This window comes from Streptomyces sp. NPDC029014 (assembly GCF_055564695.1).
On the sequence record NZ_JBVHVT010000122.1, the window covers coordinates 1 to 20,161 of the forward strand.

The 20,161-nt window shown below is 71.1% G+C and carries 18 protein-coding genes, 1 rRNA gene and 1 riboswitch; of the genes, 4 read left to right on the forward strand and 15 right to left on the reverse strand.

From position 1 onward, the window contains the following. Positions 1-161 precede the first annotated feature (161 nt). A complete protein-coding gene (locus ACZ4VL_RS37470) occupies positions 162-782 on the reverse strand; it encodes a PadR family transcriptional regulator (RefSeq protein WP_468209511.1) in 621 nt (206 codons plus the stop codon). Between the two features lie 189 nt (positions 783-971). Between ACZ4VL_RS37470 and ACZ4VL_RS37475 the strand changes: the two genes are divergently transcribed. Continuing rightward, positions 972-1,790: a PhzF family phenazine biosynthesis protein gene (locus ACZ4VL_RS37475; protein ID WP_468209512.1), complete on the forward strand. Its 819-nt coding sequence runs from the start codon at positions 972-974 to the stop codon at positions 1,788-1,790. 42 nt (positions 1,791-1,832) lie between these two features. Here ACZ4VL_RS37475 and ACZ4VL_RS37480 read toward each other — a convergent pair whose 3' ends face one another. Both ACZ4VL_RS37480 and ACZ4VL_RS37485 read right to left on the reverse strand, forming a co-directional pair. Further along, on the reverse strand, positions 1,833-2,657 hold the full coding sequence (locus ACZ4VL_RS37480) for a CPBP family intramembrane glutamic endopeptidase (RefSeq protein ID WP_468209515.1): 825 nt from the start codon (positions 2,655-2,657) through the stop codon (positions 1,833-1,835). A 93-nt stretch (positions 2,658-2,750) separates the two neighbouring features. After that, positions 2,751-4,289 (reverse strand): glutamate-cysteine ligase family protein, encoded by a 1,539-nt coding sequence (locus ACZ4VL_RS37485; RefSeq protein ID WP_468209518.1) that lies wholly within the window; start codon positions 4,287-4,289, stop codon positions 2,751-2,753. Positions 4,290-4,783: 494 nt separating this feature from the next. Here ACZ4VL_RS37485 and ACZ4VL_RS37490 point away from each other — a divergent pair, with 494 nt between their 5' ends. Both ACZ4VL_RS37490 and ACZ4VL_RS37495 read left to right on the forward strand, forming a co-directional pair. Beyond that, positions 4,784-5,401 (forward strand): hypothetical protein, encoded by a 618-nt coding sequence (locus ACZ4VL_RS37490; RefSeq protein ID WP_468209520.1) that lies wholly within the window; start codon positions 4,784-4,786, stop codon positions 5,399-5,401. A gap of 268 nt (positions 5,402-5,669) precedes the next feature. Further along, on the forward strand, positions 5,670-5,867 hold the full coding sequence (locus ACZ4VL_RS37495) for a DUF5999 family protein (RefSeq protein ID WP_360637266.1): 198 nt from the start codon (positions 5,670-5,672) through the stop codon (positions 5,865-5,867). Positions 5,868-5,990: 123 nt separating this feature from the next. Here ACZ4VL_RS37495 and gcvP read toward each other — a convergent pair whose 3' ends face one another. Continuing rightward, positions 5,991-8,876 (reverse strand): aminomethyl-transferring glycine dehydrogenase, encoded by a 2,886-nt coding sequence (gene gcvP, locus ACZ4VL_RS37500; protein ID WP_468209522.1) that lies wholly within the window; start codon positions 8,874-8,876, stop codon positions 5,991-5,993. 197 nt (positions 8,877-9,073) lie between these two features. Next, positions 9,074-9,171, reverse strand: a riboswitch (glycine riboswitch). 113 nt (positions 9,172-9,284) lie between these two features. Here gcvP and ACZ4VL_RS37505 point away from each other — a divergent pair. Then, positions 9,285-9,665 (forward strand): PRC-barrel domain-containing protein, encoded by a 381-nt coding sequence (locus ACZ4VL_RS37505; RefSeq protein WP_361097821.1) that lies wholly within the window; start codon positions 9,285-9,287, stop codon positions 9,663-9,665. A gap of 15 nt (positions 9,666-9,680) precedes the next feature. Here the strand turns inward: ACZ4VL_RS37505 and ACZ4VL_RS37510 are convergent, their stop codons facing one another. The 11 genes from ACZ4VL_RS37510 to rrf all read right to left on the reverse strand — a co-directional run. Beyond that, positions 9,681-11,153 carry a DNA polymerase IV gene (locus ACZ4VL_RS37510; protein WP_468209523.1) on the reverse strand — a complete coding sequence of 491 codons (1,473 nt, stop codon included), beginning with the start codon at positions 11,151-11,153 and terminating at the stop codon, positions 9,681-9,683. 76 nt (positions 11,154-11,229) lie between these two features. Continuing rightward, positions 11,230-11,868, reverse strand: coding sequence for a MerR family transcriptional regulator (locus tag ACZ4VL_RS37515; protein WP_468209525.1), 639 nt, complete (start codon positions 11,866-11,868; stop codon positions 11,230-11,232). Positions 11,869-12,049: 181 nt separating this feature from the next. Further along, positions 12,050-12,526 carry a bifunctional nuclease family protein gene (locus tag ACZ4VL_RS37520; RefSeq protein ID WP_361097830.1) on the reverse strand — a complete coding sequence of 159 codons (477 nt, stop codon included), beginning with the start codon at positions 12,524-12,526 and terminating at the stop codon, positions 12,050-12,052. 52 nt (positions 12,527-12,578) lie between these two features. Next, on the reverse strand, positions 12,579-13,349 hold the full coding sequence (gene ftsR / locus ACZ4VL_RS37525) for a transcriptional regulator FtsR (protein ID WP_468209527.1): 771 nt from the start codon (positions 13,347-13,349) through the stop codon (positions 12,579-12,581). Positions 13,350-13,391: 42 nt separating this feature from the next. Beyond that, on the reverse strand, positions 13,392-14,333 hold the full coding sequence (locus ACZ4VL_RS37530) for an FHA domain-containing protein (RefSeq protein WP_468209538.1): 942 nt from the start codon (positions 14,331-14,333) through the stop codon (positions 13,392-13,394). An 82-nt stretch (positions 14,334-14,415) separates the two neighbouring features. Further along, entirely contained in the window at positions 14,416-15,414 is a 999-nt protein-coding gene (locus ACZ4VL_RS37535; RefSeq protein ID WP_468209529.1) for a DUF881 domain-containing protein, read from the reverse strand. A gap of 5 nt (positions 15,415-15,419) precedes the next feature. Continuing rightward, positions 15,420-15,752: a small basic family protein gene (locus tag ACZ4VL_RS37540; RefSeq protein ID WP_030158423.1), complete on the reverse strand. Its 333-nt coding sequence runs from the start codon at positions 15,750-15,752 to the stop codon at positions 15,420-15,422. Continuing rightward, positions 15,749-16,657 (reverse strand): DUF881 domain-containing protein, encoded by a 909-nt coding sequence (locus ACZ4VL_RS37545; RefSeq protein WP_468209530.1) that lies wholly within the window; start codon positions 16,655-16,657, stop codon positions 15,749-15,751. The genes ACZ4VL_RS37540 and ACZ4VL_RS37545 overlap by 4 nt, the downstream gene beginning before the upstream one ends. Before the next feature lie 96 nt (positions 16,658-16,753). Beyond that, a complete protein-coding gene (locus ACZ4VL_RS37550; RefSeq protein ID WP_468209533.1) occupies positions 16,754-19,249 on the reverse strand; it encodes a sugar phosphate nucleotidyltransferase in 2,496 nt (831 codons plus the stop codon). A gap of 100 nt (positions 19,250-19,349) precedes the next feature. After that, complete coding sequence (locus tag ACZ4VL_RS37555) at positions 19,350-19,940, reverse strand: CDP-alcohol phosphatidyltransferase family protein (RefSeq protein WP_468209535.1); 591 nt, start codon at positions 19,938-19,940, stop codon at positions 19,350-19,352. A 129-nt stretch (positions 19,941-20,069) separates the two neighbouring features. Next, positions 20,070-20,161: ribosomal RNA gene (gene rrf, locus ACZ4VL_RS37560) — 5S ribosomal RNA — on the reverse strand; the annotation flags it as partial.

The following is a 20,161-nucleotide window of genomic DNA, read 5'->3' on the forward strand; positions in this document are numbered from 1 at the left end:
ACGCCCGGAAGTGGTTCCCTACCAACGTCCCCTTGCCTCCCCCCCCCCCCCCCCCCACAAAACCCCCCCCCCCCCCCCGCCCCCCCCCCCCCGGCCCCCCCCCCCCCCCCCCGCCACACCCGTCGACCCGGCCGCCGACCACCGACTGCCGGTCGGCGGGCTCAGTGCTCGTCGGCCAGGATCAGGTAGAGCTTCTTCCGGGCGTCGTTGATCACGGCGAGGGCCTTCTCGCGCTGCTCGGGCGTACCGGTCTTGAAAACCTGCCCGAAGGCCTCCATCAGGCCGATCCCGGCCGTCCGGACCTCGTGCACCGCCTCGAGGTCGACGCCGCGCCCGGCCTCGGCCCAGGGGGCCTCCGGCCCCGACTCGGCCTCGGTACGCCCGGCGTCGGTGAGGGTGAAGAGCTTCTTGCCGCCCTCGCTCTCGCTCGCGATGAGGCCCTCGTCCTCCAGCAGCTGCAGGGTCGGGTAGACCGAGCCGGGGCTGGGCTTCCAGGCCCCGCCGCTGCGCTCGCCGATCTCCTGGATCATCTCGTAGCCGTGCATCGGGCGGTCCTTGAGCAGCGCCAGGATCGAGGCGCGCACGTCGCCCCGCCGGGCACGGCCGCGCATGCCGCCGCGCCCGCCGCGGCCACCGAAGGGGCCGCCGCCGAAGGGCGGGCCGAACGGGCCGAAGGCGGCGCGCCGCCCGATGAACTCCTCCCGACGATCGGGCCCGCAGTGCCCGTGGCCCCGACCGTGCTCGTGACCGTATCCGTGTCCGTGTTGTCCGCGTGAACGCATGACTGCGCTCCTTTCGCCATCCGTCTTTCCGGTGCTTCGGGTATCGCTTCTGCGATGCCTCAACTATCACCAATGGATCGCGATGCGTCAACGATATATCGGAAACTCGTGCCGAACACGCCCCTGACCAGTCCACTCCTCCCGGATTGGCGTTTGTCCGCGATCAAGGAACGGGCCTACCGTCGGGCCATGCGCCTCCGAATCGTCGACGCCTTCACCGACCGCCCCTTCGGCGGCAACCCCGCCGGCGTGCTGCTCCTGGACGACGGCTTCCCCCCGGACGCCTGGCTCCAGCAGGTCGCCGCCGAGGTCAACCTCTCCGAGACGGCGTTCGCCCACCCCCTGCCGCCCGGCGGGGACGCCGACTGGGCCCTGCGCTGGTTCACCCCGACCGCCGAGGTCGACATGTGCGGCCACGCCACGCTGGCCACGGCACACGTCCTCGCCGCCGGCGGCCTCGCCCGGGGCCCGATCCGGTTCTCCGCCCGCTGCGGCGTCCTCAGCGCCGAGACAGCCGAGGACGGCACCGTCACCCTGGACTTCCCGACCTCCGACCTGACGCCCGTCACGCCCGACCCCGCCGTGCGCGCGGCCCTCGGCGCCGACATCCGGTCCGTCCACGACACGTCCGCGCACGTCGGGGACCTGCTCGTCGAGCTGGCCGACGAGCGGACCGTACGCGGGCTCACCCCCGACATCGCCGCCCTGCGCGGCTACGCCCGCCGCGGGGTGATCGTCACCGCGCGGGCCGAGGACCCCTCCCGCGGCTACGACTTCGTCTCCCGCGGCTTCTTCCCGGCCTTCGGGATCGACGAGGACCCGGTCACCGGCAGCGCCCACACCGCCCTCGCCCCGTTCTGGGCCGAACGCCTGGGCCGCACACGGCTGACCGGCCTCCAGGGCGGCGCCCGCACCGGCCTGGTACGCGTCACCCTGGCGGGCGACCGCACCCTCCTGACCGGGAACGCCGTCACCGTCATCGACGGGGAGCTGCTCACCCGCCCCTGACCCTCCCGCCCGCCGCCGGCCCCCCGGAACCGGAACCGGGGACTACGAGGGGGTCGGCAGCCAGCCCACCTTGCCCGCGAGCAGCGCGTACCCGCCGAAGGCCACGACGTCGAGCAGGGCGTGCGCGACGACCAGCGGCATCACCCGCCCCCACCGGCGGTAGGCCACCACGAAGACCGCACCCATCACCATGTTGCCGACGAAGCCGCCGATCCCCTGGTAGAGGTGGTAGGAACCGCGCAGCACCGAACTGGCCACCAGCGAACCCGTGGGGGACCAGCCCAGCTGGTCGAGCCGGCGCAGCAGGTAGGCCAGCACGATGACCTCCTCCACCACGGAGTTCTGCACCGCGGAGAGGACCAGCACCGGGAACTTCCACCACACGTCCGGCAGCGCCTCGGGCACCACCGTGAGGTTGAACCCGCTCGCCCGCGCCGCCAGGTAGAACGCCAGCCCGGCGCTCCCGATCCCCGCCGCCACCAGCGCCCCTCGCGCCAGGTCCCAGCCGGGCCGGGTGCGGTCGAAGCCCAGCGCGCGCAGCCCCGGCACGCCCTCCCGGGTCAGCAGGTGGGCGACCAGCAGCACGGGCACCAGCGCGGTGCAGATCCCGAAGAGCTGCCAGGCCAGGTCCAACCAGGGCCGGCCCGGCGCATACGAGCCGTTGAGCGTGGCGGCCTGGTCCTTCAGGCCGCCGGGCTTGGTCAGGGAGCCGATGAAGCTGATCAGCGAGGAGACGGCGCTCGCACCCAGCGACAGGGCGAGCACGAGCAGCGTCTCGGTGCGCAGCAGGCTCCGCCGCCCGTCCTCGTCCAACGACCCGACCACCGGCTCCTGCTGCGCCCGCACGTTCGACTCCCGTTCCGCCATCCCGTTCCGACCACCCCATACTGCCTCTTCGGCGGCGGAACGGGATCAGCGGACGACGTTCCGGCTGCTGCGACGAGCCGGACCCGGCCCGGCTCAGGACCTCCGGGCCGGCACCGGCGCCCCCCTCTCCTGGGCGGGCAGGCCGACCGGCCAGGAGTGCACGGGGTCGCCCTGGTGCATCAGCTCGCTGTAGCGGCGGGTGATCGCGGCGAGCGCCGCGTCCCGGTCCAGGCCGGACGCGAGCGCCCGGTGGTAGGTGTCCACCTGCCAGGTCGCCCCGTTGACGCGCCGCCGGCAGCGCTCCTCGATGATGCCGAGGTAGTGGTCCCGGTCGGCCCGCTCGATGCCCCAGGCGTCCAGGCCGGCAGCCGCCATCGGCAGCAGCTCGTCCAGGACCAGCCGCACGGCGGGGACGCTGGTCAGTCCGCCGCCGCGGCCGCGGCGCGGCCACCGCAGCCGCGCGTCGATCCCGTACCGGCAGGCCGCGTCGAAGTTGGCCTCGGCCTCGGCGAACGGCAGCCGGGTCCACACCGGGCGCGGCTCGTCGGCGAGGGTGCGGACGAGCCCGTAGTAGAAGGCGGCGTTCGCGACGACGTCGGCGACCGTCGGCCCGGCCGGCAGCACGCGGTTCTCCACCCGCAGGTGCGGCACCCCGTCGGCGACCCCGTACACGGGCCGGTTCCAGCGGTAGATGGTGCCGTTGTGCAGGACCAGCTCCTGCAGGCTCGGCACCCCGCCCTCGGCGAGCACCCGCAGCGGCTCCTCCTCGTCGCAGATGGGCAGCAGGGCGGGGAAGAAGCGGACGTTCTCCGCGAAGAGCTCGTACGCCGAGTCCACCCAGCGCTCCCCGAACCAGGTGCGCGGCCGCACCCCCTGCGCCTGGAGCTCGGGCGGCCGGGTGTCGGTGGCCTGCATGAACAGCGGCGGCCGCGACTCCCGCCACAGCTCGTGCCCGAACAGGAAGGGCGAGTTGGCGCCGACGGCTATCTGTACGGCGGTCACCGCCTGGGCGGCGTTCCACACGTCGGAGAACCGGGCCGGCGTCACCTGCAGGTGCAGCTGTACGGAGGTGCAGGCGGCCTCCGGCACGATCGACCCGGTGCTCCAGGTCAGCCGCTCCACCCCGTCGATGTCGAGGAGGAAGTCCTCGCCGCGCAGCATCAGGATCTGCTCGTTCAGCAGCGAGTAGCGGTCCACCGCGGAGAGGTTGGCGGTGACCAGGTCGGAGCGGGTGATCGTCGGCAGGATGCCGATCATCACCACGCCCGCGTCGACCGCCGCGGCCTGCCGGTGGGCGTAGCCGAGCCCCGCGCTCAGCTCTTCGGCGAGCTGGTCGAATACCCGGCCGCCGAGCCGGTGCGGGAGTACGTTCACCTCCAGGTTGAACATTCCGAGTTCGGTCTGGAAATCCTGGCTCGCAATGCGCTCGAGAACCTGGGCATTCAGCATTCTCGGCATCCCGTCGGCCCCCGCCAGATTCAGCTCGATCTCCAGCCCCATCATGTTCTTGGGGCGGTCGAACCGCTTCTCCGCCAGAAGCCGCTCCAGTCCCTCCAGGCACTCGTGGAGCTTCCTCCGATACCGCTGGCGATCGGACAGGTCGAATCCGCCCGCCACGACCTTCTCCCCCATCGAAGCGTCCCTCCTCGAGTGGGCATCGCCCGGGCATCCGGACGCGCGTGTACGGTCGATGATGCCCCGGAGGCGAGATCTATAACGCGGCGGGGAGGGGCACGGCGGGGAGCGTGCGCCGGTTTGGCCGAAGGGCGCCATGGCACATTCACCTGGCAAGCAACTGTATGCAAATTCCGCATCGGTTTTGCCGGTTCCGGATAATCGGCGCTTTCCAGCCGAGCCCCCGTCAGGTAACCTCCGAGGTCAGCGCGACATGTTCGCGTGTATCCGGCATGGATGCCATGTCAGCGGGACCGGTAAGCGCCTTGCCTGCAATAGCCGGGCAGGCTAGCCGAAACACTGCGTGAACACATGTCGTATAAACTCCGCAAACGAGGCAGAGAGTTGGCGCGCGGCCATTGCCCCTCAGCCCCCCTCTGGCCCCAGAATGCGACAGCGCCGTCCGCACCTGCCCCTGATCCACAGGTCTCCCAAGTGAGAGGCGACCCACCATGCCGCTGCATGTCCCCCCGGCTCCCGCGCCTGCCCTGCGCAGCGTCCTCGCGGCACTCGGTTCCCCCGCAGCCGTCGCGGCGGGCACCCCCGCCCTGCGCGCCGTGCAGGGTCCACTGACCGCCGAGCTGCCGCTGCCGGTCCACGTCCTCGACCGGCTCGGCATGTCCCAGCCGGCCGCCCCGGCCCGTCCGCCCCGCACCCGGCTGACCGGCTGGCGGTTCCTGATCCGCAGCGGCGACCGGCACATCGCGGCCGCCGACACCCGGCTGACCGCGGACGGCTGGGTCTTCTCCCATTTCTTCGAAGGTCCCTACGTCGCCGCCACCGAGCGGGCGCTGCGCCAGGCGGAGGCGCTCGGCAAGCCCTACCAGCCCCGGCTGCTGTCCGTACCGGAGCTGTACATGCTGACCCTCTGGCTGCACGGCGCCGTCGGAGCCGATGCCTCCGCCGGGCTTCCGGCCGCTGCGGACCTGCTGGTGCCACTGGCCCCGGCCCCGCCCGGCATCGCCCCGTACCGCCCGCACCCGGTGTCCGAGCTGCTGCCCGTGATGACCCACCGGCTCACTCCTCCGGCCCCGCCGGCGCGGCCACCGCTGGCCGCTCCGGCCGCCTGAGCGCGACCCCTTCCCCCGGACGGCCCATCCGGCGTAGTCCTGCCGGGCCACTCGCGAACCACCCGAAATGACAGGGGAGTTGGGATGAACCGCCCGCACGGGTGATGCGTCATCAATCTGTGAGGACAGCTGCCGGAAATCCCTGCGGACCGAGGTCCGGAGGGCAACACTGGGACTGACCACTTCTAGTCGTCGACCACGGGGGGCGGCCATGAACAAGGCATCGAGCCGCAGCACACAGACCACACCGCAGCGAAAGAACGCATCCATGTGCCAGCACCAGCCAGCGTGCCCGTCAGCCGACTCCGCCGACCGGGAGGCCGCGAAGCCCGTGGCCAACCACCCGGAACAGGGCTGGAGCCTGCTGTGCAACGGTGTCCTGCTGTTCGAGGACACCGGCGAGCTGCTGCCGGACGGCCAGATCATCGCACCGCACCGCCCTCTCGTGGCGGCGCAGGCGGCCTAGCCGACGCCGGCTCGACGGAACGCCGGAACTGCCGAAGCCGAAGGGGCCGGCCCGGGAGCGATTCTCCCGGGCCGGCCCCTTCAGCGTGCAGTCACCTCACACTTTTGTGTCAGGTCCCGCGGATCAGGCGTCGTACTCGTCCAGCGGCGGGCAGGAGCAGACCAGGTTCCGGTCGCCGAAGGCGCCGTCGATGCGGCGCACCGGCGGCCAGTACTTCTCGGACGCCGAGACGCCGCCGGGGAAGACGGCCTCGTCCCTGGTGTACGCGTGCGGCCACTCGCCGCCCAGCGCCGCCGCGGTGTGGGGGGCGTTGCGCAGCGGGTTGTCCTCCACCGGCCACTCGCCGGAGGCGACCCGCTCGACCTCGGCGCGGATGGCGATCATCGCGTCGCAGAACCGGTCGATCTCGGCGAGGTCCTCGGACTCCGTCGGCTCGATCATCAGCGTGCCGGCCACCGGGAAGGACATGGTCGGGGCGTGGAAGCCGTAGTCGATCAGACGCTTGGCGATGTCGTCCACGCTCACACCCGTCGCCTTCGACAGCGGACGCAGGTCGATGATGCACTCGTGCGCCACCAGGTTGCCCGGGCCCGTGTAGAGCACCGGGTAGTGCGGCTCCAGGCGCTTGGCGATGTAGTTGGCGCCGAGCACGGCCACCTGGGTGGCGCGCTTGAGGCCCTCGCCGCCCATCAGGCGCACGTACGACCACGAGATCGGCAGGATGCCGGCCGAGCCCCACGGCGCGGCCGAGATCGGGCCGACGCCCGTCTCCGGGCCGGCGGTCGGCTGCAGCGGGTGGTTCGGCAGGTACGGGGCCAGGTGGGCCCGGACACCGACCGGGCCGACGCCCGGACCGCCACCGCCGTGCGGGATGCAGAAGGTCTTGTGCAGGTTCAGGTGGGAGACGTCGCCGCCGAAGTGGCCCGGCTTGGCGAGGCCGACCAGGGCGTTCAGGTTGGCGCCGTCGACGTAGACCTGGCCGCCGGCCTCGTGGACCTGGGCGCAGATGTCGGCGACGTGCTCCTCGAACACGCCGTGCGTGGACGGGTAGGTGATCATCAGCACGGCGAGCTCGTCGCGGTACTGCTCGATCTTTGCGCGCAGGTCGTCCGTGTCCACCTCGCCGTCGTCCGCCGTCTTGACGACGACGACCTTCATACCGGCCATCACGGCGCTGGCTGCGTTGGTGCCGTGCGCGGAGGACGGGATGAGGCAGACGGTGCGCTGCTCGTCGCCGTTCGCGCGGTGGTAGGCGCGGACGGCGAGCAGGCCGGCGAGCTCGCCCTGGGAGCCCGCGTTCGGCTGGATGGAGACCTTGTCGTAGCCGGTCACCTCGCAGAGACGTTCCTCCAGCTCGCTGATGAGCGTGAGGTACCCCTCGGCCTGCTCGACCGGGGCGAACGGGTGGAGCTGGCCGAACTCCGGCCAGGTCACCGGCTCCATCTCGGTGGTCGCGTTGAGCTTCATCGTGCAGGAGCCCAGCGGGATCATGCCGCGGTCCAGCGCGTAGTCCTTGTCCGCGAGCTTGCGCAGGTAGCGCAGCATCGCGGTCTCGGAGCGGTGCTGGTGGAAGACCGGGTGCGCGAGGTACGCGTCCGAGCGCAGCAGGCCCTCGGGCAGCGCGTCGGCGGCGGTCCCGTCCAGCGCCTCGATGTCCGCCGTGACGCCGAAGGCGGCCCAGACGGCCTCGATGTGGGCGCGCAGGGTCGTCTCGTCGACGGAGACGGAGACGTGGTCGGCGTCGACCTGGAACAGGTTGACCCCGCCCTCCCGGGCGGCGGCCACGACCTCGGCGGCCTTGCCGGGCACCCGGGCGGTCAGGGTGTCGAAGTACGAGCCGTGCACGAGCTCGACCCCGCCGGCCGTCAGACCGGCGGCCAGCAGCGCGGTGTAGCGGTGCGTGCGGCGGGCGATCGTCTTAAGGCCCTCGGGGCCGTGGTAGACGGCGTACATGCCTGCCATCACGGCGAGCAGCACCTGCGCGGTGCAGATGTTGCTGGTGGCCTTCTCGCGGCGGATGTGCTGCTCGCGGGTCTGCAGGGCCAGGCGGTACGCCTTGTTGCCGTCCGCGTCCACCGAGACGCCGACGAGGCGGCCGGGCAGCGAGCGGGCGTGCTTGTCCTGGACGGCCATGTAGCCGGCGTGCGGGCCGCCGAAGCCCATCGGGACGCCGAAGCGCTGGGTGGTGCCGACGGCGATGTCCGCGCCCAGGGCGCCCGGGGAGGTCAGCAGGGTCAGCGCGAGCAGGTCGGCGGCGACGGCGACGATCGCGCCGAGCTCGTGGGCCTGGTCGATGACCGGCTTGATGTCCCGGACGGCACCGGAGGCGCCGGGGTACTGGACGAGGACGCCGTAGACGCCGCGCTCGGCGATCTCGGCCGGGATGCCGGCGGACAGGTCGGCGACGACGACCTCGATGCCGATCGGCTCGGCGCGGGTCTCGATCACGGCGATGGTCTGCGGCAGGGCGTCGGCGTCGACGAGGAACACGTTGCCCTTGGCCCTGCCGACGCGGCGGGCCAGGGTCATGGCCTCGGCGGCGGCGGTGCCCTCGTCGAGCAGGGAGGCGCCCGAGGTCGGCAGGCCGGTCAGGTCGGCGACGACGGTCTGGAAGTTCAGCAGGGCTTCCAGGCGGCCCTGGGAGATCTCGGGCTGGTACGGCGTGTACGCGGTGTACCAGGCCGGGTTCTCCATCACGTTGCGCAGGATCACCGGCGGGGTGAAGGTCCCGTAGTAGCCGAGACCGATCATCGAGGTCATGACCTGGTTGCGGTCGGCCAGGGCGCGCAGCTCGGCCAGCACCTCGGCCTCGGTCCGCGCCTCGGGCAGGTTGAGCGCCTCGGCGGTCTTGATGACGTCCGGTACCGCGGCGGCGGTCAGTTCGTCGAGCGAGCCGTAGCCCACGTGGGCGAGCATCTTGGCCTGCGCCTCGGCGTCCGGGCCGATGTGGCGCTGCTCGAAGGGGATGCCTCGCTCCAGCTGGGAGAGCGGAATGCGGTTGGCGGTCATGTACGGAGGCCTCCTGGGTCGTACGACCTGCGAGGGGCACCACGACGCGGGCGCCCGGACGGCCTCCCCCTCTGTCATCTCAACCTGAGAGCTTCACCGGCTCCTGCGGAGGTCGTCCACGGGGGCCGGCTTTCACCGTCGGTGAGGGGTGGAACCGGCACTACGGGCCCGGCACCGCCCCTGCTTTCCAGAGTGGCCTCGTCCGTGCGGTACGTATGCCTGAGAGATTCCGGGGAGGATTTGCTCCTTCGGCGCCTCCGTAGAAATCGGTGGAGGACTCTCCCGCACAGGGTCAGCAGCCACCACCCAGCCTACCAGCGAGGTTCCCGGACCTCCCTCGAGTGGCCCCCTCCAGGGAAATGGCCTTTTGTAGTCATTACGGAGGAGTTGCGACCACGTGGAGGGACCGTGCAGACAGATATCGATCCCCGCAGCCTGATCGGCCGCAAGGCGTTCGACCGCAACGGCACCAAGATCGGAACCGTCGACGAGGTCTACCTCGACGATGCCACCGGCGTCCCGGAGTGGGCCGCCGTCCGGACCGGTTTGTTCAGTCGGGACGCCTTCGTCCCACTGGAGCCGAGCGAGCTGGTGGGCGACACCCTGCACGTCCCGTTCGAGCGCTCCCTGATCAAGGACGCCCCGGACTTCGGCGTGGGCCGCCACCTGTCCCCCGAACAGGAGTTGCAGCTCTACCACCACTACGGGCTGGACGTCTCCCTCCCCTCCGACTTCACGTTCAACGGTGATTTCGGCCACGTCGCCAACGGCGAGCAGGGCGAGGAGTAGCCCGACCCGCCCCGGTCACCCGGCGGCCCGCCCCACCAGGGGCAGCGGATCGGACGGCTCCAGATCGGGGTCGTCCACCTGGAAGGTGCGGACCCTGCCCGGGGCCGATCCGGGCTGCTCGAACCGCACCGTCACCCGCCCGATGCCACTGCCCTGCACCCAACCCGGTCCGTAGACGGCGTGCCGTACGTCACGCCCGGCCGCCCAGTGCCGCTCACGGGCCCGCTCCGGCTCCTGGGCCGACCCGGTGGTCGCACCGGTCCCCCCGTGTCCCTCAACGGTCCCAGGGGCCTCCTGCGCCCCTTCCGGGCCCTCGCCCCCGCCGGCCCCCGCAAGCCCTTCGGGCCCTTCCGGCCCGGACCCCTCGTCGGGGGCGTCGTCCGCACCCCCGGCGGCTTCGGCGGCTTCGGCGGCGGCCCGGGACTGTGCGAACAGGTCCTCCTGCGTGAAGTCCGCGAGCCCGGTCACGCCCACGCCCAGCAACCGCACCCCGCCGGTGGTGTCCACCACCTCCAGCAGCCGCGCGGCGGCCTCCCGCACGACCGCCGGATCGTCCGTGGGCCCGCGCAGGGTCTCGGAGCGGGTCAGCGTCGAGAAGTCGTACCGCCGCACCTTCAGCACGATCGTGCGCCCGGAGTGCCCGGAGGCCCGCAGCCGCTGCACGCACCGGTCGGCGAGCCGCTGCACCTCGGTCCGGATCCGGATCCGGTCGTGCAGGTCCACGTCGAAGGTGTCCTCCACCGACACCGACTTCGCGTCGCGCTCGGCGACCACGGGCCGGTCGTCCAGGCCCAGGGCCATCCGGTACAGCCCCACCCCGTGCGACCGCCCGATCAGCCGGACCAGCTCGTCCTCCCCGGCCTCGACGAGCTCCCCGACCGTGGTGATCCCGGCCCGCCGCAGGTGCTCCCCGGTGGCGGGCCCCACTCCGGGCAGGGTGCGCACCGACATCGGCGCGAGCAGCTCCCGCTCGGTGCCGGGCTCGATCAGCAGCAGCCCGTCCGGCTTGGCCTCCTCGGAGGCCACCTTCGCGAGCATCTTCGAGCCGGCCAGTCCCACCGAGCCGGTCAGGCCCGTCGCGGCCAGGATGTCCGCCCGCAACTTCTCCCCGGTCTCCCGGGCGGACCGGGCGTCCCGGGCGCTGCCGCCCGCCTCCAGGTCGACGAAGGCCTCGTCCAGGCTCAGCGGCTCCACGAGCGGGGAGAGTTCCCGCAGCAGGCCCATCACGATGTCGCTGACCGAGCGGTACAGCTCGAAGCGGGGGAACAGGTAGGCGCCGTTCGGACAGAGCCGCCTGGCCTGGGCCGTCGGCATCGCCGAGTGGACCCCGAAGCGCCTGGCCTCGTACGAGGCGGTGGCCACCACCCCGCGCGGCCCGAGCCCGCCGACGATCACGGCCTTCCCGCGCAGGCTCGGCTTCGACGCCTGCTCCACCGAGGCGTAGAAGGCGTCCATGTCGAGATGGAGGATGGTCGGCGCGGATCTCACGGCACCGATGCTGCCCTACGCCACTGACAATGCCGAGGCCGGGCGGGCGACGGGCGGCGGACGGGATCCGCGGGGTTCAACCGGCCCGGTTGCGGCGGGCCGCCAGCTCGTCGGCCGGGTTGTGCCCGATCACGGTCTCGCCGGTGTCGACCCGCTCGCCGTGCAACTGCGACAGGGCCTTCTCCACGTCCCGCCAGACCACGCCCACGGCGATGCCGAAGATCCCCTGGCCGCCCTGGAGCAGCCGCACCACCTGCTCCGGCGAGGTGCACTCGTACACGGAGGCGCCGTCGCTCATCAGCGTCATGCGCTCCAGGTCCGAGAAACCGCGCTCCCTCAGGTGCTGCACCGCGTTGCGGATGTTCTGCAGGGCGACGCCGGTGTCCAGGAAACGCTTCACGATCTTGAGGACGACCACGTCCTTGAAGCTGTACAGACGCTGGGTCCCGGAGCCGTACGCGGGGCGCACCGTGGGCTCCACCAGCCCGGTCCGCGCCCAGTAGTCGAGCTGCCGGTACGTGATGCCGGCCGCCGCGCAGGCGGTCGGTCCGCGGTAGCCCACCTGCTCGGCCGTCTGGGAGCCGCCGTCCGACGCCGTCGGCGAGGTCTCCGGCTGGCGGCGCGCGGAGCCTGTCGTACTCCCGAGGAGCGGGTACGGCCCACCGTCACTCCGTGCGGGGATGCCCCCGGTCGTACCGTCGCCCGTGACTCTCACGCCGACCCTCCGTCCTTGACCTGCCCCCTCGAAGGTAGGCAGTCACCAGGGGTGCGTCAACGATCGCCACACTCGGCACGCCGAGTGATAATCACCCTGAGAGTGGTTTCCCGTGCCCTTCGAAGGGGCAAGGTTAACTGAATGGGGCGAAGGTCTCATCGGCTTTGACAAGACCGATGTCTCACTGCTGCGGGCCGGTACCGAAGTCCTCCGGCGAAATCTGGTCGAGGAACTCGCGGAACTTCTCCACCTCGTCCTCCTGCTCGTCCGGGATGGCGATTCCGGCGTCGTCCAGCACGCCGTCGCTGCCGTAGATCGGCGTTCCCGTCCGCAGGGCCAGCGCTATGGCGTCGGACGGCCGCGCGCTCACCTCGACCCCGCTGGAGAAGACCAGCTCCGCGTAGAAGACGCCCTCCCGCAGATCCGTGATCCGGACCTCGGTGAGCTCTTCGCCCAGCGCCTCCAGCACGTCCTTGAACAGGTCGTGGGTCAGCGGACGGGCAGGGGCCATGCCCTGCTGCGCGAAGGCGATCGCGGTCGCCTCCCCCGGTCCGATCCAGATGGGGAGGTACCGGTCGCCTCCCACTTCACGCAGGAGCACGATCGGCTGGTTGGAGGGCATTTCCACCCGGACACCCACAACATCGAGCTCGTTCACAAAGCAACCCTAGGACCTGCCCGGCAGGTTTGGGTAGTCGGGGCCGCGCCGGTCAGTGCAGCCGCACCCCGAGGGCCGCCTGCACCAGCGCCTCGTGGAGCCGTACGGACAGCCCCGCGAGCTCTCTCGCGGTGGCCTCCGCATGGGCCCGGGTCTGGGGGTTGCGGTGCCGTCGCAGCGGAGCCACGACCTGCTCCACGAGGCCCGCCTCCCGGTCCGCGGCCGCCTTCATGGCCCGCAGGTGGCGGGGCTCCAACCCGAACCGGCCCAGATCGGCCACCAGCCGGGCCACGGTCAGCGCATCACCGTCGTACCCGCCGCCCGGAGCCTCCGCGAGCAGCCCGTACGACTCCCATTCGGCCAACTGGGCCTCGCCCACCTCGGCCGCGGCGATCAGCTCGGCCCGGCCGACGCGGGTACCGGCGGGGAGTTCACGCCCCGACCGGGCCGCAAGGGACCCGGCTCCGGCCGCCGCGGCCGGCTCCGCGGCGTCCCCGTGCGACGCGGGCGCCGGGATCCGCACCTGCTCACCACGGTCCAGCGCGTCCAGCTGCTCGCGGATGACCTTCAGCGGCATGTAGTGGTCGCGCTGCAGGCGGAGGATGCGGCCCAGCCGCTCGACGTCCGCGGTGCTGAACTTGCGGTATCCGGAGGGCGTGCGTCTGGGCTCGACGAGCCCCTCCGCCTCCAGGAAACGGATCTTCGAGATCGTGACCTCGGGGAACTCGTCGCGCAGCATCGTGAGCACCGTGCCGATGCTCACCAGCCGCCCGGCCGAGGCGGCGGTGCCGTTCCCGGCACCGCCCGTCGGAGTACGCAGCACAGGACCTCCCTGGGGTTCCCCCCGGACGGAGTCCGGGAAGGGTCAGACGCCCCGCAGGCTGGCGTAGAAGACCAGCCGGTACTTGCCGATCTGCACCTCGTCGCCGTTGTGCAGCGGGACCGAGTCGATCGGCTCACGGTTGACGTACGTGCCGTTCAGGCTGCCGACATCGGCGACGGTGAAGCCGCCGTCCTGGCTCCTGCGGAACTCGACATGCCGCCGGGAGACGGTGACGTCGTCCAGGAAGATGTCGCTCTGCGGGTGCCGGCCCGCCGTGGTCAGCTCACCGTCCAGCAGGAAGCGGCTGCCCGAGTTGGGGCCGCGCCGCACGATCAGCAGGGCGGAACCCGCGGGCAGCGCCTCCACCGCGGCCTGGGCCTCGGGGGACAGCGCCGACGACACGTGCTGTCCCGACACCTCGGCCTCGTAGGCCTCGAGGCCCGAGATCGAGATGGTGGACGTGGTCTCCGAGGCACGCTCCGGCGTCAGACCCGCCCGAAGCGGCGCCCCGCAGTTGGAGCAGAACCGGCTGGCCGCATCGCTGCGGTGGCCGCACCTGCTGCAAACCTGCTCGGCCGACATGGACGGCTCCTCGTGCCGCGGGTACCCCGCGGAGGCATCGGTGGCATACGGGTCGGGCGCAAACCCTCCACCCGTACTCGAGGTTGATGATTCCCCGAAACCTATGCGTCCGGTACCGGCAGGGTCAACAGCCGACGCGCCCGACGCGCCCGGAACATCACCCGCACCCGCGACCTCGTCCCGGAAGAGCGGCCGATCCCCCTGGACCTGCGTCTCCCCCTGCCCCGCACGGGGCTCTGCCGCGGCGGCTTCCTCGCGGTTCTTCTTACCGAACAACTTCTCAAACAACTTCACGGGCGATTCCCCTTGAACGAAACAGACCCGCCCGTGGGGCAGGACGAACTCCGAATGCACATACCTGCCGACCCGGACATCCTCACAACGTCCGCAACCACCAGACAGTTTCCACCACGCGCCACGACTTCAGTGCGTCGACCCCCCGCAGGCACCAGCCCGCGCAGGACCCTCCGCTCTCCGCCCCGCATCACGACGATGACGACCGAGCGTAGTCAGGCTGCTTCGCAGCCCGCAAGGCATCCACAACGATCTTCGCCGACCGTGTGACGGCAACAGTGGCCTGTTCCTTCTCCAGTGTCTGCACCACACCGCCCGGGATGTTCAACGCCGGCTCCAGATCCTGTGGCTTGCCGATCACCTTGAACTCGTAGGGCTGTGTGATCTTCTTACCATCGATGGCGATGTGGCCCCCCTCGTCCGAGAAGTACGAGCCCGCCACCACGCGCACCCCGTTGATCTGGATCGCCTCGGCGCCCGCGGCCCGCAGCTCCTGGAGCGCGTCCAGCAGCTGGTCCGACTCCACCTGGCCCTTCGGATCCGTGATCTTCAGTGTGATGCCCGGCCCCTGCGCCGCCACCGTACCGGCCAGGATGCCCAGTTGGCGCTCCTTTTCGACGGTCTGCCGGCGCGCCTCCTCGGCCTGGTTGGAACTGCTCTCCAACTCCTTGCGCTGGTCCTCCAGCTGCTGCTTCTCGTCCTCCAGGCGCTTGGTCCGGCCGTCCAGCTCGTCGAGGATCCGGACCAGGTCCTCCTGACGGGCCCCGCGCAGCGCGCTGGAGTCGCTGTTCGACCGCACCTGGATCGCCAGACCCAGGCCCAGCACGAACAGCAGGAGCGCCACGATCAGTTGGGCCCGGCTCACGCGCGGCGGCCACAGCCCGGCCGCGAGTCGCTGCCGCCCGGTGGTCTCCGGCCCGTCCGTTCCCTCCGTCCCGGCGGGCGTGGCGGGCCCGGTGGGCGTGGCGGGCCCGATGGGCGTGGCGGGCCCGGTGGGCTCAGCGGCCTCGGTCGGCTCGCTGGGCGTGGCGGGCTCGATGGGCTCGGCGGGCTCGGCGGGCTCGGCCGCCGGCTTCCCGGGCCGGGGCGCGGGCTGCTCCCCCGGCTGCGGCTGGCCGCCCGGCCGGGTCTCCCGCGGGGGCTGCTCGGGGCCCTTCGGCTCGTCGGGCGGGGTGTCGTTCGTACTCATCGGCCTCACGCCCGGAACACGTGCCGGCGGATGGCCGCGGCGTTGGAGAAGATGCGGATGCCGAGGACGACCACGACGCCCGTGGACAGCTGGGAGCCGACGCCCAGCTTGTCGCCGAGGAAGACGATCAGCGCGGCCACGACCACGTTCGACAGGAACGACACCACGAAGACCTTGTCCACGAAGATGCCGTCCAGCATCGCGCGCAGACCTCCGAACACCGCGTCCAGCGCCGCCACCACGGCGATCGGCAGATACGGCTCGACGACGGCCGGCACTTCGGGCCGGACCAGAAGTCCGACCACCACTCCGGCCACGAGGCCCAGTACCGCGATCACGATGCACCCTTCTTCGGCTCTTCTGCTGTGGCTGTCCGTACGGTCAGGCTGGACGCGGCGGGCAGCCGCACGTCGTCCACGGGGGTCAGCGAGTACCGGATCCCGTAGCTCTCCTGGAGCACGTGCAGGTACTGGCCGTCCACGGAGTCCTGGAACACGGTGCCGAGCCGTTTCTTGTCCCCCACCGCCAGCACCTCGTACGGCGGTACCAGCGGCCTGTTGTCGACCAGTATCGCGTCACCCGCGGCCCGGATGGCGGACAGTGCCGTCAGCCGCTGCCCGTTGATGGAGATCGCCTCGGCCCCCGCCTGCCAGAGCCCGTTGACGATCCGCTGCATGTCCCGGTCCCGCAGCCGCCCGGTGTCGGAGAACCCGGTGTTCTCCCGCGGCTTGCCGCCGCCCGCCGCGGAGGAGCCCTTGGCGTCGTCCACGACCAGCTTGAGTCCGGGACCGCGGACCTCCGAGGCACCGGACAGCAGGGTCACCAGCTGCCCCTGGTCCCCGCCGTGCTGCTTGAGCGCCTGGCGCTGGCGGCGCGCGACGTCCGCCCGCAGCCTCTCGATGTCCCGCTCCAGGTTGTCCGCGCGCTCGTCGGCCACCTGGACCCGGTCGATCAGCTCCTGGCGCTCCTTGGCGAGCACCGGAGCGGAGAACTGTGCCTGGGCCGCGCCGAGCGTGACGACCATGGCGGCCAGGACGAGTCCGGCGGCCAGCCCCAGCTTGGCCCGGAAGGTCCGCGGGAGTCCTGCCGTGCCGTCGGCCTCGCGCCGGGCGGACGCTTCCGCATACCCCTCGTCGAGGCTGTGGTCCATCACGTGCGTCAGCAGCGACATGGACGCGTCCGGACGCGCCGACGGCGTCGGCGCCGAGCTCCGGTTGTGGGGCGGCTGCGGCATGCCGCTCATCGTCGCACGTCGGCGCCGCCCGCACCGAATGCGCCCGAACGGTGGACCGGGCACGACGCTCCGTACCCGGTCCACCACGGTCCTACCGGCCCCGGGTCAGTGTCCGGCGCCGTCCACCACTGCGGCCCACTCTTCCAGTAGGGCCTGCGCGGAGGCGTCGTCGGGGCCCTCCGCCCACAGGTGCGTGACCGCTTCCGCCGGGTCCGGCAGGACCAGCGCCCACCGCCCGTCGGCCTCGACCACCCGCACCCCGTCGGTGGTGTCCACCTGCCGGTCACCGGCGGCTTCCACGACCCGCCGCATCACGAGGCCCTTGACCGCCCACGGGGTGGGCACGTCCCGCTTGAGCACGTGCGCACGTGGTATCCGCGCATCGATCTGGCTCAGCGTGAGCTGGGTCCGCGCCACCAGCCCGATCAGCTGCACGAAGGCCGCCGACCCGTCGAACACGCTGCTGAACTCCGGGACGATGTACCCGCCCCGCCCGTCCCCGCCGAAGATCGTGTTCTCGGCGCGGCCCACCCGGGTCAGGTCGTCGGGCGAGGTCGTGGTCCACTCGACCTGCGTCCCGTGGTACGCCGCCACCTGCTCGGCGATCCGGGTCGTGGTGACCGGCAGCGCCACTTTGCCGCTGCGCTTCTCCGCGGCCACGAGGTCCAGGAGGACCAGCAGCGCCCGGTCGTCCTCGATGATCCGCCCGCGCTCGTCGACCAGCGAGATCCGCTCGCCGACGGGGTCGAACCGCACCCCGAACGCGGCCCGGGCCGAGGCCACGATCTCGCCGAGCCGGACCAGCCCGGCCCGTCGGGACTCCGCGGTCTCGGTCGGCCGGGACTCGTCGAGCCCGGGATTGATCGTCAGGGCGTCCACCTCGAGCCGGCCGAGGAGGCTGGGCAGGACCAGTCCGGCGCTGCCGTTGGAGGCGTCGATCACTACCTTCAGCCCGGAGTCCGCGATGCCGGTGGTATCCACCTGCCTCAGCAGCGACCCGGTGTACGAGTCGAAGATGCTGGACGGGAACTGGAGGTCACCGATCTCGCCCGGGAAGGCGCGGCGGTACTCCTGGCGTGCGAACACGCGGTCCAGCTTGCGCTGCTGTGCCTGCGAGAGGTCGGCCCCGCGCTCGTCGAGGAACATGATGTCCACGGAGTCCGGGACGCCGGGCGAGGTCCGCAGCATGATCCCGCCGGCGCTGCCGCGTGCGGTCTGCTGTCTCGCGACGGGCAGCGGCACGTTCTCCAGGTCGCGCACGTCGATCGCGCTGGCCTGGAGGGCCGAGATCACCGCCCGTTTCAGCGCGCGGGCGCCGCGGGAGTGGTCACGGGCGGTGGTGACGATCGCACCCTTCTTGAGCATGGTGGCGTACGCGCCGGCCAGCCGCACCACCAGTTCGGGGGTGATCTCCACGTTCAGGATGCCGGTGACGCCGCGGGCGCCGAACAGGTGTGCCTGCCCGCGGGACTCCCAGATGACGGAGGTGTTGACGAAGGCGCCGGCCTCGATCGTCTTGAAGGGGTAGACGCGTACGTTCCCCTGGACGATGGACTCCTCGCCGACGAGGCACTCGTCACCGATGACGGCGCCGTCCTCGATCCGGGCGGCCCGCATGATGTCGGTGTTCTTGCCGATGACGCAGCCGCGCAGGTTGCTGTGGGGGCCGATGTACACGTTGTCGTGGACCACGGTCTTGTGCAGGAAGGCGCCGCTCTTGACGACGACGTTGGACCCGACGACGGTGTGCTCGCGGATCTCGACGCCGGCCTCGACCTTGGCGTAGTCCCCGATGTAGAGCGGGCCGCGCAGGACCGCGTCGGGGCTCACCTCGGCGCCTTCTGCGATCCACACGCCGGGCGAGATCTCGAAGCCGTCCATCTCGATCTGGACCTTGCCTTCGAGCACGTCGGCCTGGGCCTTGACGTAGCTCTCGTGCGTGCCGACGTCCTCCCAGTAGCCCTCGGCGACGTAGCCGTAGATCGGCCGGCCTTCCTTCATCAGCTGGGGGAAGACGTCGCCGGACCAGTCCACCGGAACATCCGGCTCCACGTAATTGAAGACCTCTGGCTCCATGACGTAGATGCCGGTGTTCACGGTGTCGGAGAACACCTGGCCCCAGGTCGGCTTCTCGAGGAAGCGCTCGACCTTGCCTTCCTCGTCGACGATGGTGATGCCGAATTCCAGCGGGTTGGGCACCCGGGTGAGGCACACCGTGACGAGTGCGCCGTGCTGCTTGTGGAAGCGGATGAGATCGGTGAGGTCGAAATCGGTGAGCGCATCGCCGGAGATGACGAGGAAAGCGTCGTCCTTCAGGGCCTCCTCGGCGTTCTTCACGCTGCCGGCGGTGCCGAGTGGCTTCTCCTCGTTGGCATAGGTGAGCTCCATTCCGAGCTCTTCGCCGTCACCGAAATAATTCTTGACGAGTGAAGCCAGGAACTGAACGGTGACCACGGTTTCGCTGAGCCCATGCCGCTTGAGCAGCCTGAGCACGTGCTCCATGATCGGCCGGTTGGCGACCGGCAGGAGCGGCTTGGGCATGCTCGAGGTCATGGGGCGAAGGCGAGTGCCTTCGCCACCGGCCATCACGACGGCCTTCATGTCGGAAGAGTCCTCCTTGGGAGACGACGTTCCAGCCGACCTCACCCGTCCCGGGCGGTGACTCCGCAACTCTTCCGTGTCGTACCGGCACCGAGCGGGTTCAATCGGCCGCGGTATCCGCCTTCACGAGACGGCGGACCTGCACCACGTAAAGGATTCCTGCCCACCAGTAGAGCGTTGTACCCCATCCGGCGAACGCCCATCCGAAAACTGCCCCCATCCAGGCCAACCAACCCGTACCGTCACTGAGCAACAGCAGCGGGAAGGCGTACATCAGGTTGAAGGTGGCGGCCTTGCCGAGGAAGTTGACCTGGGGCGGCGGATAGCCGTGGCGGCGCAGGATCCCGACCATCACCAGCAGCATCAGGTCGCGTGCCAGGAGGGCCCCGGTGAGCCACAGCGGGAGAATGTCCCGATAGGTCAGGCCGAAGAGCGTGGACAGGATGTACAGCCGGTCCGCGGCCGGGTCCAGGAGCCGTCCGAGGCTGCTGATCTGATTCCAGCGCCGCGCCAGCTTGCCGTCCAGGTAGTCGCTGACCCCGCTGAGCATGAGCACGGCGAGTGCCCATCCGTCGTACTCCTCCAGAATCAGCCAGAGGAACAGCGGCACGCCGGCGAGGCGGGCCATGCTCAGGATGTTCGGAATGGTGAAAATTCGGTCCGTCTGAACCCGAGTCTCCTGGACCTCCACCCGGGGGCCTCCACTGTTGAACGTACGAACGATGCCACTCGACCCTAGCAGGAAGGCGCGTGCCCCCTGAACGCAGAAAAGCCCCGCACCGAGCCCCTAAGGGCTGGTGCGGGGCTTCCCGCAATGATTGTTCGGCGGCGTCCTACTCTCCCACAGGGTCCCCCCTGCAGTACCATCGGCGCTGAAAGGCTTAGCTTCCGGGTTCGGAATGTAACCGGGCG

Coding starts and splice junctions, on each gene's coding strand:
- ACZ4VL_RS37485 (WP_468209518.1), bottom strand. CDS start 4,289: ATGGGGGAGAAGGTCGTGGCGGGCGGATTCGACCTGTCCGATCGCCAG.
- ACZ4VL_RS37550 (WP_468209533.1), bottom strand. CDS start 19,249: ATGAAGGCCGTCGTGATGGCCGGTGGCGAAGGCACTCGCCTTCGCCCC.
- ACZ4VL_RS37545 (WP_468209530.1), bottom strand. CDS start 16,657: ATGAGCGGCATGCCGCAGCCGCCCCACAACCGGAGCTCGGCGCCGACG.
- ACZ4VL_RS37490 (WP_468209520.1), top strand. CDS start 4,784: ATGCCGCTGCATGTCCCCCCGGCTCCCGCGCCTGCCCTGCGCAGCGTC.
- ACZ4VL_RS37475 (WP_468209512.1), top strand. CDS start 972: ATGCGCCTCCGAATCGTCGACGCCTTCACCGACCGCCCCTTCGGCGGC.
- ACZ4VL_RS37535 (WP_468209529.1), bottom strand. CDS start 15,414: ATGAGTACGAACGACACCCCGCCCGACGAGCCGAAGGGCCCCGAGCAG.
- ACZ4VL_RS37480 (WP_468209515.1), bottom strand. CDS start 2,657: ATGGCGGAACGGGAGTCGAACGTGCGGGCGCAGCAGGAGCCGGTGGTC.
- gcvP (WP_468209522.1), bottom strand. CDS start 8,876: ATGACCGCCAACCGCATTCCGCTCTCCCAGCTGGAGCGAGGCATCCCC.
- ACZ4VL_RS37495 (WP_360637266.1), top strand. CDS start 5,670: ATGTGCCAGCACCAGCCAGCGTGCCCGTCAGCCGACTCCGCCGACCGG.
- ACZ4VL_RS37470 (WP_468209511.1), bottom strand. CDS start 782: ATGCGTTCACGCGGACAACACGGACACGGATACGGTCACGAGCACGGT.